General features: G+C 68.3%; 10 protein-coding genes. 5 read left to right on the forward strand and 5 right to left on the reverse strand.

The window, feature by feature from the left end:
* Window positions 1-50 precede the first annotated feature (50 nt).
* Complete coding sequence (locus FOE78_RS06500) at window positions 51-941, reverse strand: helix-turn-helix domain-containing protein (RefSeq protein ID WP_143985571.1); 891 nt, start codon at window positions 939-941, stop codon at window positions 51-53.
* A gap of 214 nt (window positions 942-1,155) precedes the next feature.
* Between FOE78_RS06500 and groES the strand changes: the two genes are divergently transcribed.
* Both groES and groL read left to right on the forward strand, forming a co-directional pair.
* Window positions 1,156-1,452, forward strand: coding sequence for a co-chaperone GroES (groES, locus tag FOE78_RS06505; protein ID WP_143985572.1), 297 nt, complete (start codon window positions 1,156-1,158; stop codon window positions 1,450-1,452).
* Between the two features lie 27 nt (window positions 1,453-1,479).
* Complete coding sequence (groL, locus tag FOE78_RS06510; RefSeq protein WP_143985573.1) at window positions 1,480-3,063, forward strand: chaperonin GroEL; 1,584 nt, start codon at window positions 1,480-1,482, stop codon at window positions 3,061-3,063.
* Between the two features lie 509 nt (window positions 3,064-3,572).
* Here groL and uxaC read toward each other — a convergent pair.
* Complete coding sequence (uxaC, locus tag FOE78_RS06515) at window positions 3,573-5,030, reverse strand: glucuronate isomerase (protein WP_168207410.1); 1,458 nt, start codon at window positions 5,028-5,030, stop codon at window positions 3,573-3,575.
* A complete protein-coding gene (locus FOE78_RS06520) occupies window positions 5,031-6,158 on the reverse strand; it encodes a LacI family DNA-binding transcriptional regulator (RefSeq protein WP_143985574.1) in 1,128 nt (375 codons plus the stop codon). It abuts the gene before it with no gap.
* A 281-nt stretch (window positions 6,159-6,439) separates the two neighbouring features.
* Here FOE78_RS06520 and guaB point away from each other — a divergent pair, with 281 nt between their 5' ends.
* The 3 genes from guaB to FOE78_RS06535 all read left to right on the forward strand — a co-directional run bounded on the left by guaB (window position 6,440) and on the right by FOE78_RS06535 (window position 10,258).
* Window positions 6,440-7,948, forward strand: coding sequence for an IMP dehydrogenase (gene guaB / locus FOE78_RS06525; protein WP_143988628.1), 1,509 nt, complete (start codon window positions 6,440-6,442; stop codon window positions 7,946-7,948).
* Window positions 7,949-8,039: 91 nt separating this feature from the next.
* Complete coding sequence (locus FOE78_RS06530; RefSeq protein WP_143988629.1) at window positions 8,040-9,143, forward strand: GuaB3 family IMP dehydrogenase-related protein; 1,104 nt, start codon at window positions 8,040-8,042, stop codon at window positions 9,141-9,143.
* 86 nt (window positions 9,144-9,229) lie between these two features.
* A complete protein-coding gene (locus tag FOE78_RS06535; RefSeq protein ID WP_143985575.1) occupies window positions 9,230-10,258 on the forward strand; it encodes a hypothetical protein in 1,029 nt (342 codons plus the stop codon).
* A gap of 64 nt (window positions 10,259-10,322) precedes the next feature.
* Here the strand turns inward: FOE78_RS06535 and FOE78_RS06540 are convergent, their stop codons facing one another.
* Both FOE78_RS06540 and FOE78_RS06545 read right to left on the reverse strand, forming a co-directional pair.
* Window positions 10,323-11,285, reverse strand: coding sequence for a pyridoxal-phosphate dependent enzyme (locus FOE78_RS06540; protein WP_143985576.1), 963 nt, complete (start codon window positions 11,283-11,285; stop codon window positions 10,323-10,325).
* A 49-nt stretch (window positions 11,286-11,334) separates the two neighbouring features.
* Entirely contained in the window at window positions 11,335-14,505 is a 3,171-nt protein-coding gene (locus FOE78_RS06545) for a helix-turn-helix transcriptional regulator (protein ID WP_168207412.1), read from the reverse strand.
* Window positions 14,506-14,514 lie beyond the last annotated feature (9 nt).

Raw genomic sequence — 14,514 nt, forward strand, 5'->3', positions numbered from 1 at the left:
TGCGCGGCAGCGCCGCAGGTGCGCGGGAAGCAGCGAGGAGGGGGAAGGGGTCAGCCGGCGGGGTGTTCGGAGATCAGCGTGCTGAGCCAGCTGGCCGGCGGCAGCCCGATGATCTTGGTGAAGTCGTTGGTCAGATGAGCCTGATCGGCGTAGCCGAACTCGGCGGCCACGTCGGCCAACGCCGTACGCTCCGAGGTCGCGGATGCGGCCAGCTGGATCAGTCGCTCGGCGGCGGCGTGCAACCGGCCGCGGCGCAGCACCCAGCCCGGCGTGAGCCCGAGGTAGTCGGCGAACAGCCGCTGCAGCGTGCGCTCACTGACCCCGAGCTGCCCGGTGACGTCGCGAACTCGCCGGACGTCGGGATCGCTGGTCAGTGCGGCGACGGCTTCCTGCACCAACGACAGCTCCGCCGACGGCCCGGCCAGCCGAGAACCGAACAAGGCTTCGGTGACGGCGATCCGTTCCCGGTCGCGACGGCAGCCGCGCAACTGTTCGGCCAGTTCGGCGGCCAGACCCATCACCGCCTCGGCGGGCTGTCCCTGCCCGGACAGAGCGCCGACCTCGATATCGATCAGCAACCGGGCGACTCCGGGCCGGAGCTTGATGCCGAAGACCCGGTCGTTCCCGGTGAGGGTCCGATTGAAGACGCCGCGGGCAACGCCGGTGATCACCAGTTCGCCGGACTCCAGGGTCAGGTTGACGGTCGGATGCGGCAGCACCCGGGCGGTCACCGCCCGGCCCGGCGGGATCTGCCAGGCCGAGGTCCAGAACCGGTCGATGCACCAGCGCAGCTCATCGCTCGGCTGCGTACGCGTGACCTGATACGGCAGCCGATCGGGCAGGCCGAGGATGCCGCGCGGCGGCGTCGAGTGGCGCGCTGCCTCGTGCCCGTGCGCTCCGGGGGCCGAACTTCGTACCGGATCGGCTGACGAGCTCTTCACCCGGCCAACTATGACGGCCGGCACCGACACCGGTCGACTGCGGTTGGACTGATCCGAGAGGCGTCTGGCACTCACGATGAGCGAGTGCTAATCTCGCGTTAGCACTCTCCCTGTGAGTGTGCCAGTTGTACCCGGACGGGACGGCACCCGCGACGACGCCCCGGCCACACCAACACGATGAACCGACAACTCACATTGTGAAAGGGGTTTGAACGTGGCAGTCACGATCAAGCCGCTCGAGGATCGCATCCTCGTTGAGCCGCTCGAGGCCGAGCAGACCACCGCTTCGGGCCTGGTCATTCCGGACACCGCCAAGGAGAAGCCGCAGGAGGGCAAGGTTCTGGCCATCGGCCCGGGCCGCGTCGACGACAGCGGCAAGCGGATCCCCGTCGACGTCGCCGAGAACGACGTGGTGATCTTCAGCAAGTACGGCGGCACCGAGGTTCGCTACGACAACAAGGACCTGCTGCTGCTGAACGCCCGCGACATCCTCGCTGTCGTCAGCAAGTGAATCGATAAGTAGGAGAAGGGACAGCAAATGCCCAAGATCCTCTCTTTCGATGAGGAAGCACGTCAGGCGTTGGAGCGGGGCGTCGACACCCTGGCCAACACCGTCAAGGTGACGCTCGGCCCGAAGGGCCGCTACGTCGTCATCGACAAGAAGTGGGGCGCCCCGACCATCACCAACGACGGTGTCACCGTCGCCCGTGAGGTCGAGCTCGACGATCCGTACGAGAACCTCGGCGCGCAGTTGGCCAAGGAGGTCGCCACCAAGACCAACGACATCGCCGGTGACGGCACCACCACTGCGACCGTGCTGGCGCAGGCGATGGTGCACGAGGGCCTGAAGGCCGTCGCCGCCGGTGCCAATCCGATCGGCCTCAAGCGGGGCATCGACGCCGCAGTGGAGAAGGTCACTGAGCGGCTGCGTTCCGACGCCCGCGAGGTGCAGACCACCTCCGACATGGCATCGGTCGCCACGGTTTCCTCGCGTGACGAGGAGATCGGCTCGCTGATCGCCGAGGCGTTCGACAAGGTCGGCAAGGACGGTGTGATCACCGTCGACGAGTCGCAGACCTTCGGTACCGAACTCGAGTTCACCGAGGGCATGCAGTTCGACAAGGGCTACATCAGCCAGTACTTCGTCACCGACGCCGATCGCCAGGAAGCGGTGCTGGACGATCCGTACATCCTGATCCACCAGGGCAAGATCAGCTCGATGAACGATCTGCTGCCGCTGCTGGAGAAGGTCATCGGCCAGTCCGGCAAGTTGTTCATCGTGGCCGAGGACGTGGACGGCGAGGCGCTCTCCACCCTGGTGGTGAACAAGATCAAGGGCACCTTCACCTCGGTCGCGGTCAAGGCTCCGGCCTTCGGTGATCGTCGTAAGGCCATGCTCGAGGACATCGCCATCCTGACCGGCGGCACCGTCGTCACCTCCGACGTGGGCCTCAAGCTGGATCAGGTCGGTCTGGACGTTCTGGGCCGGGCTCGCCGGGTCGTCGTCACCAAGGACGACACCACCATCGTCGACGGCGCGGGTAACGCCGAGGACGTGGCCGGTCGGGTCGCCACCCTGAACGCCGAGATCGAGCGGACCGATTCCGACTGGGATCGGGAGAAGCTGCAGGAGCGGGTTGCCAAGCTCGCCGGCGGTGTCTGCGTGATCAAGGTCGGCGCGGCCACCGAGGTCGAACTGAAGGAGAAGAAGCACCGGATCGAGGACGCGGTCTCTGCGACCCGCGCCGCGATCGAGGAGGGCATCGTCGCCGGTGGCGGCGCGGCTCTGGTGCATGCTGCCTCCGCCCTCGACGGCGGCCTCGGCCTGGACAAGGACGAGGAGCTCGGTGTCGGCATCGTGCGCCGGTCCGTTGTCGAGCCGCTGCGCTGGATTGCCGAGAACGGCGGTCAGCAGGGCTACGTGATCACCTCCAAGGTTGCCGAGCTGGGCCCGAACGAGGGCTACAACGCGGCCACCGACAAGTACGGCGACCTGATCGCCGACGGTGTGATCGACCCGGTCAAGGTGACGCGTTCCGCGCTCGCCAACGCCGCCTCGATCGCCTCCCTGCTGCTCACCACCGAGACCCTGGTGGTGGACAAGCCGGAGGACGAGGACTGATCACTGGTTGATCAACAACGAAGGGCCCTTCCCGTACGGGGAGGGCCCTTCGTCGTGCCCGGACGGTGCTCCACGAACACAGCCGCACCCAAAACCGACCGTCGCGCGCGAAATTACGGGTGCGGCGGTCGTTATCGGGTGCGGCTGTGGGTGAGCCGGGCTGTTTCGGGTGCGGCGGTCGCTTTCGGGTGCGGTTGTCCGACCGTGCCGCCGTTTTCCAACCACAGTTGGAATTCGACGGGCCGCGTCGCCTCGGGAGCGTACGTTTCCCAACCGGAGATGAGATACGGCCGGCGGACGTACGCTCGCGCGACGCTCGGTAACCAGGGCCGCGGTCATCGGCCGTCGTCGACTGTTCCTGCAGGCGTTTTGGCGCCGTGGCGACCGTACGGCGCCAGCCCGCGGGTGTCTGGAGCTCGGATCCAGGGACTCAACCAACTTGCGGGACGAAGGTGCAGTTCTCGGCGCGCATTCCTTGCACCTTCGTCACGCAAGTTCTGTCCGGATGATCATTTCGCATACGAGTCCAGCCGGAAGGTGCTGATCGGGATCCGCGCGACCAGGTCGGCGGCGATCTCGTGCGCTTCGTCCTCGCCGAGCTGGTGAGTGGCGACCAGGTTGGCCAGGAATGCGGCGTCCACCCGGCGGGACATGTCGTGCCGGGCCGGGATCGAGCAGTAGGCACGGGTGTCGTCGATGAAGCCGGACGTCTTGTTGAAGCCGGCGCTGTCGGTCGCGGCTGCGCGGAAGCGGGTGATCGCGGCCGGGGTGTCGATGAACCACCACGGTGCACCCACGTACACGCTGGGGTAGAAGCCGGCGAGCGGCGCGATCTGCTGGCTGATGGTCGCCTCGTCGGTGGTGAACAACACGATCCGGAAGGTCGGATTCGTACCGAAGTCGTTCAGCAGCTTCCGCAGCCCGTTGGTGTAGTCGCACGCGCCCGGCAGGTCATGACCGGTGTCAGGACCGTACTTGGCGAACGAGGCGTCGTGATGGTTACGCCGTACGCCGGAGTGCAGCTGCATCACCAGCCCGTCCTCGGCCGACATCGCCGCGAACTCATACAGCATGTTCCTTCGGTACGCGGTGGCGTCGTCCTCGGTCGCGGTGCCGGCCAGCCCGGCCCGATGGATCCGCTCCAGCTCCGCGGACGGTAGCGGCTCGGCGATCGAGTCCAGGATGCCGGTGTCGGTGGCGGTCGCGCCGCACTCCTTGAAGTACGCCCGGCGGGCCCGCAGCGCGTCGATCAAACCCGCGTACGACTCGGTATCGATGCCCGAGGTCGTGGCCAACGCGGACAGCGCATCCTTCCAGCCCGGCAGATTCGGGCTCATGTAGCGATCGGCCCGGAAGGTCGGGATCACCGCACCGCCGAAGCTCGAGTCCGCGGCCAGTGCCCGGTGCGGAGCAAGATCATCTGCCGGGTCGTCGGTGGTCGCCAGCACCGAGATGTTGAACCGGTCGAACAGTTCGCGCGGCCGGAAGTCGGCCCGGGACAACTGCTCGGACAACTGGTCGTAGATCTGATCGGCGGTCTGTGCACCGGGCGTGACGGTGATGCCGAAGACCTCGTTCAGCTCGCTCTCGAACCAGTAGCGAACCACCGTGCCTGCGAAGACATCCCAATGAGCACAGAACAAACGCCAGATCTCCCGCGGATCCGCGTCCGGATTCTTCACCCCGAGTTGATCAAGACCGATCCCGTGCGCATGGATCAGCCGGGTGACGTAGTGATCGGGAGTGATCAACAATTCGGCCGGATTGCCGAAGGGTCGGTTCTCCGCGATGATCGCGGCATCGACGTGACCGTGCGGCGAGTAGATCGGCGCACCGGCCACGCTCCGGTAGATCGCCCGAGCAAGATCACGAACGCCCGGGTCCGCCGGCAGCAGTCGATCCGGATGGGGATTCAGCGGCCTCACCTTCGCGGTTGCCTGCGGGCGTTCCGTGGTGGTGTTGGTCATCTACGCGGGTCCTTCCGTGGATTCTCGTACGGGTCCGGTCGTCGACCGGATCGTCAGATGCGTGGGCAGCATCACCCGGCGCCGGCCCATCTGGCGGGGCTGCTGGCCGGTCGTCGTGGGGTTCAGCAGGCCGAGCAGCATGGTGATCGCTGCCCGCCCTGCCTGCTCGATCGGAGCGGTCATCGTGGTCAGCGGCGGATCGCAGAAGTCGGAGCCGAAGATGTCGTCGCAGCCGACGATGCTGATGTCGCCCGGCACCGCGACCTTACGGTCCGCGAACCGGCGCAGCATGCCGATCGCCAGCAGATCGTTGTACGCGATGCAGGCGGTCGCACCCGAGTTCAGGACGGCGTCGGCGGCGGCCGGACCGGACACCGTCTTCGGCGAGAACGGGCCGACGCGCAGTGCCTCGACCTCCGGCGAGCCGGGCCGTCGGCGGGACCGGATGGCCTCGTTCAGCGCCCGCCAGCGCCACCGGTTGGAGAACGAGGTGGGCGGACCGGACACGTAGCAGATCTTGCGATGCCCCAACGAGACCAGGTGATCCACCGCCTGGGCGATGCCGATCGGGGTCTCCACCAGCACGCTCGGCACCCCGGCGACGTTGCGGTTGATGGTCACCAGCGGCTGGATCCGGGAGGCGGCGATGACCTGCTCGTCGCTCAGCCGGGACGCCGACAACACCACCCCGTCACAGGTCTTGCGCAGCCGCTCCAGAGAGGCGAGTTCCTGGTCGCCGGACTCCTCGGTGTCCAGCAACACCTGGGTGTAGCCGGCCGCCTTCAACTGATGCTGGGTGCCGCGGATCAGGTCGAAGTAGAACGGGTTGGTGATGTCGGGCACCAACACCGCGACGGTCTTCGTCCGGCCGGACGAGAGGGCCCGGGCCTGGCTGCTCGGTACGTAGTTGAGCTCGGCCGCGATCCGTTGCACCCGTTCCCGGGTGGTCGCATTGACCCGGCCGGGATTGTTCAGCGCGCGCGACACCGTCGACGCCGCGACGCCGGCCTTGGCGGCGACGTCGTGGATGGTCACCGTACGGTCGGGGTCCGGGACGTCGTGGGAGTCGCCGGCTCCAGCGGCGCCGGCAGGGGTGCCCGTCGAGGTCACGAGCACAGACAACCACATCCGGCAACATCTGGCAATCGCTTGCCATCCCGGTCGCTCCGGCTTCATCCCGGACCCGGACCCCAGCCGCACCAGTCACAGCATCCCGCACCATCTGCAGCCGGTGCGGGGTGCTGTGACTGGTGCGGGAGTGGGGGTCGGTGCCGGGTTCGTCGGGCGCCGGACGGCGGGAAGAATCGTCGCGTCGCGGCGGTTAGGATGAGTGCACCGGCCCGCTCATCCTCGGAAGGCTTCTCGTGTCCCAGGACCCCTCGTTCCGTTCTGCCGATCCCACTGCCGATCTGTCACCCGCCGGGGTTCCCGGCCCGTTCGCCACCCTCGGTCTCACTTTCGACGACGTCCTGCTGCAGCCGGCCGAGTCCGACGTGATCCCGTCCCAGGTGGACACCCGGGCGCAGGTGTCGAAGAACATCTCGATCAAGATCCCGCTGTTGTCCTCGCCGATGGACACCGTGACCGAGGCTCGGATGGCGATCGCCATCGCCCGTGAGGGCGGCCTGGGCGTGCTGCACCGCAACATGCCGCTGGAGGATCAGGCCCGTCAGGTCGACCAGGTCAAGCGGTCCGAGGCCGGGATGATCGACGAGCCGATCACCATCTCGCCGGACGCGACGCTGCGCGAGGCGGACGAGTTGTGCGGCCACTTCCGCATCTCCGGTGTCCCGGTGGTGGACGCCGACGGCCATCTGCTCGGCATCGTCACCAACCGGGACATGCGCTTCGAGACCGACCCGGAGAAGAAGGTCGGCGCGGTGATGACCAAGATGCCGCTGGTCACCGGCCGGGTCGGCATCAGCAAGGACGACGCGCTCAAGCTGCTGGCGCAGAACAAGATCGAGAAGCTGCCGCTGGTCGACGAGCAGGGCCGGCTCAAGGGCCTGATCACGCTGAAGGACTTCGTCAAGTCCGACCAGTACCCGAACGCCTCCAAGGATGATCAAGGCCGGCTCCGGGTTGCGGCCGCGGTCGGCTTCTTCGGTGATGCCTGGCAGCGGGCGATGGCGCTGGTCGAGGAGGGTGTCGACATGCTGATCGTCGACACCGCACACGGCCACTCCCAGGCGGTGCACGACATGGTCCGCAAGCTGAAGACCGAGCCGTTGGCCGATCACGTCGACATCGTCGGCGGCAACGTCGCCACCTACGCCGGTGCCAAGGCGCTGGTCGAGGCTGGAGTCGACGGCGTCAAGGTCGGCGTCGGGCCGGGTTCGATCTGCACCACCCGGGTGGTGGCCGGTGTCGGCGTGCCGCAGGTGACCGCGATCTACAACGCCGCCCGCGCGGCCAAGCCGGCCGGTGTTCCGGTGATCGGCGACGGCGGCCTGCAGTATTCCGGGGACATCGCCAAGGCGCTGGTGGCCGGCGCCGACACGGTGATGCTCGGTTCGCTGCTCGCCGGTTGTGACGAGAGCCCGGGCGATCTGGTCTTCATCAACGGCAAGCAGTTCAAGTCCTACCGCGGGATGGCCTCGCTGCCCGCGCTGTCGGGTCGCGGCCGGAAGGGCTCCTACTCCAAGGACCGCTACTTCCAGAGCGACGTGAAGGCCGAGGACAAGCTGGTCCCCGAAGGCATCGAGGGCCAGGTGCCCTATCGCGGCCCGGTCGGTGCCGTCGCCTACCAGCTGATCGGCGGACTGCGGCAGTCGATGTTCTACACCGGCGCGACCACCATCGGTGAGCTGCAGCAGCGGGGCAGCTTCGTACGGATCACCTCGGCCGGGCTGCGCGAGTCGCACCCGCACGACATCCAGATGACCGTCGAGGCGCCCAACTACTCCGGCACCAACTGATCATGATCACCGATGATGATCATCATCGGTGCAAGAAGTTGATCATGGATCGCCGACCCCGGTGATCATCACTGAAGATCAGAAGGCAGGCATGTACGAAATCGGCCGCAACAAGCGGGCCCAGCAGGGTTTCTCCTTCGACGACATCGCGATCGTTCCGTCCCGGCGGACGCGAGGACTGGAGGAGGTCAACCTGACCTGGCGGATCGACGCCCTGACCTTCGAATTCCCGATCATCGCCGCCCCGATGGATTCGGTGATGTCCCCGGACACCGCGATCACGCTCGGCCGGCTCGGCGGACTCGGGGTGCTCAATCTGGAAGGGCTGTGGACGCGGTACGAGGATCCCGAGCCGCTGCTGACCGAGGTCGCGGCGATCGCCGATCCGGCCGAGGCGACCCGGCGGATGCAGCAGATCTACGCCCAGCCGATCGACCCGGCACTGATCACCAAACGGATCTCCCAGATCCGGGAGGCCGGCGTCCCGGCCGCCGGTTCGCTGTCGCCGCAGAACACCAGCGAGTACGCCCAGGCGGTGGTCGACTCCGGCGTCGACTTCTTCGTCATCCGCGGCACCACGGTCTCGGCCGAGCACGTTTCCCGCGCCGCCGAGCCGCTGAACCTGAAACAGTTCATCTACGACCTCGACGTGCCGGTGATCGTCGGCGGCTGCGCCACCTATCAGGCCGCCCTGCACCTGATGCGGACCGGCGCCGCCGGCGTACTGGTCGGCTTCGGCGGGGGAGCGGCGCACACCACCCGGGACGTGCTCGGGGTGGCGGTGCCGATGGCGTCCGCGGTTTCCGATGTGGCGGCCGCCCGGCGCGACTACCTGGACGAGTCCGGCGGTCGCTACGTCCATGTGATCGCCGACGGTTCGGTCGGCCGGTCCGGCGACATCGCCAAGGCGATCGCCTGCGGCGCCGACGCGGTGATGGTCGGCTCCCCGCTGGCCCGCGCCGACGAGGCACCCGGCCACGGCTTCCACTGGGGCGCCGAGGCCTGGCACGCGTCGCTGCCGCGCGGTGAACGGGTCCAGGTCGGTTCGGTCGGCTCCCTGGAGCAGATCCTGCTCGGCCCGTCCACGGTTCCCGACGGCACCATGAACCTGGTCGGTGCGTTGCGCCGGGCCATGGCGACCACCGGCTACACCGAAGTCAAGGAATTCCAGCGGGTCGAGGTCATCGTCGGCTGACCGGCGAACGGGTTCGCCCGATCGGGAGGCTGTACTCACCGCCTGCGGTGTGCCGAGGTTGACCTTTCATCCCGTAGGGTCTGCCCGTGCCTGCGACCCTACGAACCATCCGCCGACGCGTTGCTACCGCTGTCGCCGTCACCGCGATCGGCGCGGCCGCCGCGATCGCCGTACCGAACAACCCGGTGACGGGGATCGGCGGTGCACAGGCGGCCGCGGTGTGTGACTCCGCGTCCGGCTCGGTGAAGCAGTTCTACCAGGGGCAGGACGCCAGTAACACCTACAACCGGCTGTTCAGCGGCAGCACGAAGGTCGACAAGTACCTGAACGACTACGTGCCGCAGGGTGTCGCGGTCTGGCCGAACTGGGACGGCAGTGGCCAGCGCGTCTACCTGATCGGCATGCACCACAAGAACGAGGAGAAGTACGCCGGCGACGCCAATCAGCCTGCCGGACTCATCTACGCGGTGGACACCGCCGGCTACCTCAAGGGCGTTGCCTATCTGCCGCACGGAGCGCACGCCGGCAGCGTCCGCGTGTACGGCAAGTGGATGTACGTGCAGCAGAACACCAGCGTGCTGCGCCGCTACAGCCTGAAGTCGGTCCGGTTGACGTTCCGGCTCCGACGGGGCATCCACTCGCTGGGCAACGGGACCGCGATCAAGGTGACCGGCGCCAGCTTCTTCGACATCTTCGCCGGCAAGCTGTACGCCGGCGAGTTCCACAGTGATCAGCGCGGGGTGATGCGGCGCTACACCATCGGCAAGAAGGGTGGACTCAGCCGCGACGGCTGGGGGCCGCTCCAGGTCCCCCTGAAGGCCCAGGGGCTGACCGTCACCAAGAACCGCTACATCTTCAGCACCTCGTACAAACGGGGCAATCGCGGCAACATCTACGTAATCAAACGTGGCTACTCCCGCGACGAGAATTTCGAGAAGGCCGGCTACCGCTGTTTCCGTGCGCCGGTGCTGACCGAGGACATCACCGAATACAAGGGAACCTTGTATCTACTCAACGAGAGCGGTGCGTCCTACTTCGCCGACGGCCGCAAGAACAAGATCACCCATCTGCACAAGACGACAACCGCCAAGCTGACCGCACTCGCGCTCCACTAGCCTCGTCCGGCCGGTGAAGCGTGGTGTTCGGCGGTGGGTCGGCCGGTACCGGGAAATGCGGGAATCAGCCGAGGAGTTCGGCGAATCGGTCGGCACCGATGTTGCCGCCGGAGATGATTACCCCGATCCGATCCGGCAGCGGGCCGATGCGGCGGGCGAGCAGGGCGGCCAGACCGGTGGCGCCGCTCGGTTCGACCACCAGCTTCATCCGTTCGAAGAACAACCGCAGCGCGGCCAGGATCTCCTCGTCGCTGACCAGGGCGATGTCGGAGACCAGCCGCCGGTTGATCTCGAAGGTCAGTTCGCCGGGCGTCTCGGCGGCCTGACCGTCGGCAATCGTCCGAGCCACCGGCACCCGGACGCGATGCCCCGCCGCCAGCGACAGCTCGGTGTCGTTGCCCGCCTCCGGCTCGACGCCGATGATCCGAATCCCCGGCCGGACTCCCGTTGCGGCAACCCCGCTGCCGGCGATCAGTCCACCGCCGCCGACCGGGACCACCAGCGCGTCCAGCTCGGGCACCTCGTCCAGCAGCTCAAGCGCGGCCGTGCCCTGACCGGCGATCACGTCCGGATGGTCGTACGGCGGGATCAACGTCAATCCGCGCTCGGCGGCCAGTGCTGCACCCAGCTCGGACCGGTCCTGGCTGTACCGGTCGTAGCTGACGATCTCGGCGCCGTACCCGCGGGTCGCCGCCACCTTCGACTCCGGCGTGTCGTCGGGCATCAGGATGACCGCACTGCTGTTCAACTCCCGCGCGGCCAGCGCGACGCCCTGGGCGTGGTTCCCGGAGGAGAACGCGGCGACACCGCGCCGTAGTTGCTCCGGCGCCAACCGGGAGATGGCGTTGTAGGCGCCGCGAAACTTGAACGCGCCGATCCGCTGCAGGTTCTCGCACTTGAAGAAGACGGCCGACCCGACGAGTTCGTCGACCGTCCGCGAGCGCAGCACCGGTGTCCGGTGAGCGATGCCGGCCAGACGATCGGCGGCATCGCGGACGTTGTCCAGGGTCACGATCGGCTCGGGCACGGCGTCTCCTCGATGGTCGGCGTGGTCGGGAGGTGGGCGTGCTCCGGCGTCACGGCATCAGCCCGCTCCGTCGGGCGATCGCGACCGCCTCGGTACGACTCTCGGCGCCGAGCTTGGCCATGATGTTCGACACGTGAACGCTGGCGGTCTTGGTGCTGATCACCAGCCGCTTCCCGATGTCCCGGTTGCTCAACCCGTCCGCGACCAGATCGAGCACCTCACGCTCTCGTCCGGTCAGCGGGTTGTGATCGTCGGCCGGCCGCGGCCCGGCGGTCAGGCCGGCCAACTCCCGCAGCAGCGGAACGGCACCGAGCCTGGTCGCGGTGGCGGTCGCCTCGGCGATCAACTCCCGGGCCCGGGCCTGGCCGTCGGCTGCAGCCGAGGGCCCGACCGGAGTCGACTGCAGTACGGCGGCCAGTCGGGCCTGCGAGCGCGCCCGCTCGAAGACATGCGGGTACGTGGTGAATCCGGCAACCGCGCGTTCCCAGGCCGCCACCTGCTCCGCGCGACGCTCGTCGGCGCCCTCAACGTCGGCGCCGGCACCATCGAGCCTGGCACCATCGACGCCGTCCGCCCGTCCACCGCCGATCCGGGCGAGACGGTCGGTGAAGCGGAGGTACTCCGCCTCGGCCCGGGCCAGCCAGGCGTCGGCCTCGGGTCCCGGTGAGCGTCGACGGCGGAAATCGGTCAGCGCCTCACGGCCCGCGATCAGGGCATGGTCGGCCAGCCGGGCGAGAGTGTCCGGCGGGATCGAGCGTTCACGGTGGCGTCGCGACGCATCGAGCGCCTGGGTCAGGGTGTCCAGCAGTTCACCGGACAACCGCAGCCGACCGATGAAGTGGGTGCCGTTCACCGCCGCCATCGCGGCCACCACGTCGTCGTGCAACGCGATAGCGGCCGCGAAGTCTCCGGCGAACGCGTACAACCCGACGCCGTAACTGGAGTTGATCGCGACCATGCTGTCGTAGTCCCACCAGCGGCGCAGCCTCGGCAGCAGTTCGAGACCCTCGACCTGGCCGCGGCCGGCGCGGACCGCGAGCACGTTGATGTCGAGATTCGCCCGGGCCAATCCCGGCACCTGCTCACCCTCGGCAGCAAGCTCCAGCGCCCGATCCCATTCACCCACCGAATAGGCGGTCTGAGCCGCCATCACGATCGCGTCCAACCCGTACGGCGCCCACTGGCGGCCGTTCTGCCGAGCCTTCACCATGGCTTGTTCGTAATTCGCCAGGGCATCGGCCAGCCGGCCCTGCTCGAATCGGATCGCGCCCAGTTGGTCGATGGCGCGGAGCTCGGTCGCTCCGTCTCCTTCCGACCGAGCCTGGGCCAGCACCCGCTCGGTCTCCCGGATCGACGACTCGGGATCACCGAGTCGCTGTTTGATCTTGGCCAGCAGGATGGTCTGTTCGGCGACCATCCGCTGCAGCCCGAGCCGACGGCCCAGCTCGGCGGCCCGTTGCGCGGACTCCATCGCCTCCTCGTAGCGCGTCCGGCCGGCGAAGGAGAGGGCACGGGTGGCCCACAGCCGGGCGTAGAGGATCGGGTCGTCGTCGGGGCCGATCAGGTCCAGGGCCTCGGACAACAAGGTCCGATCGTCGAGGTCGTAGTCGGTGTACTGCAACGCGGCGGCCAGCGCCTGGAGCAGCCGGGCCCGGTTGAGCCCGGTCAGCCGGGCACCGCCCGGTTTGGAGCCGGTCTGGTTGGTCCCGGGTGGATTGATGTCGGGCGGATTGGGCGAACCGCGTTCGAGCCGGTCCCGGAGCAGTTTGATGGCCTGCTCCTGATGGCCGGCCGTCTCCGCCGCCTCGGCCGCCTTGATGGTCAGCTCGACCAGCGCCGCAGTCTGGTCGTCCCTGTCCGGGATCGGATGTTGCTCGGCGAATTGGAGCGCATGCCGGTAGTGCCCCAGCGCGTCGTCCGGACCACCCACCCGCAGTGCCTCGTCGCCGGCCTCGATGCTGGCCCGGATCGCGGTGTCGATGTCGTGGCTGGCGCGAGCGTGCCGGGCCAATTCGGCTGCCATCGGAGCACGACCCGGCGCCCGCAACGCCTGGACGTAGCGGGCATGCAGCCGGACCCGCTCACCCGGCAGCAGGTCGTCGTACACCGCCTCGGCGAGCAGCGCGTGCCGAAACGCGTACCCGTCCCGGCGGCCGACCAGCACCTGACCCTCCACGGCTCCGCGAATCGCCAGGTCCAGCTCGGTCGCCGGCAGGTCGACGACGGCGGACAGCAGTTCGTGACTGACTCGGTGACCGGCGACCGAAGCGACCCGGACGACCTGCCGTGCCTCCTCGGACAACACGTCCAGCCGCAACAGCAGCAGCCCGGCCAGATCGGCCGGCAGCATCCCGCGGACGTCGGCGGCGGCCGCCAACTCCTCGGCGAAGAACGCGTTTCCCTCGGCCCGGGTGATCACCGCCCGGATGTCGGAGCCGTGCAGATCGGGGCGCAGCCCGGAAACGAGCCGGGCGACGTCGTCGTCGGACAACGGCGGCAGATCGATCCGGTCGACCTGCTCCAGCCGTGACCAGTTGGCCAGCGCGGCACGCAACGGATGGCTGCGAACCAACTCGTCACTGCGGTAGGAGACCAGCAACGAGACCGGATGGCTGAACCGCCGGGCCAGCAGATAGGTGAGCAGATCCCGGCTGGAGGGATCGGACCAGTGCAGATCCTCGATCATGATCACCAGGCCGCGCTCACCGGCCAGACCGTCGAAGGTCCGGGCCACCGCGTCGAACAACTCGGTCCGGGCCACCGGACCACTGTCGGTGACCTCGTCATCGGCCGCCCGCCGCTCGGCCGGCAGCAGTCGATGGATCGCCCGGTGCCGGCCGGCGACCGCAGCCATCTCCACCGGCGACTCGGCCTGCAGCCGGCCGAAGATCTCTGTGAACGGCAGGTAGGGAAGGGATGCGTCGCCGAAGTCCAGGCAGTGCCCGACCGTCAGCCGGCGACCCGACTCCTGAACCAGCTCACCGATCGCCGACAACAGTCGGGTCTTGCCGATGCCGGCCTCGCCGGCGACGATCGCGTGCCGGACCGCTCGCGGCGCCAAGTACGCCGCCGCGCCGAGCCGTGGCGGCGGCTCGAACGGGCCGCCGGTCCCGCCGACGTCTCCGAGGCCGATCGCGTGGCTCAGGCGGTGCACCTCACCGTCGCGACCGATCAGGGCATGGGTCGGCCGGGGACGCTCGCTGACCAGATCGGTTACCACGTCTGTCAT

This window comes from Microlunatus elymi (assembly GCF_007362775.1).
GTDB lineage: Bacteria > Actinomycetota > Actinomycetes > Propionibacteriales > Propionibacteriaceae > Microlunatus > Microlunatus elymi.

Bases quoted from the DNA above. Each gene is read 5' to 3' on its own strand.
- groL (WP_143985573.1), top strand. From the start codon at position 1,480: ATGCCCAAGATCCTCTCTTTCGATGAGGAAGCACGTCAGGCGTTGGAG.
- uxaC (WP_168207410.1), bottom strand. From the start codon at position 5,030: ATGACCAACACCACCACGGAACGCCCGCAGGCAACCGCGAAGGTGAGG.
- FOE78_RS06520 (WP_143985574.1), bottom strand. From the start codon at position 6,158: ATGTGGTTGTCTGTGCTCGTGACCTCGACGGGCACCCCTGCCGGCGCC.
- FOE78_RS06530 (WP_143988629.1), top strand. From the start codon at position 8,040: ATGTACGAAATCGGCCGCAACAAGCGGGCCCAGCAGGGTTTCTCCTTC.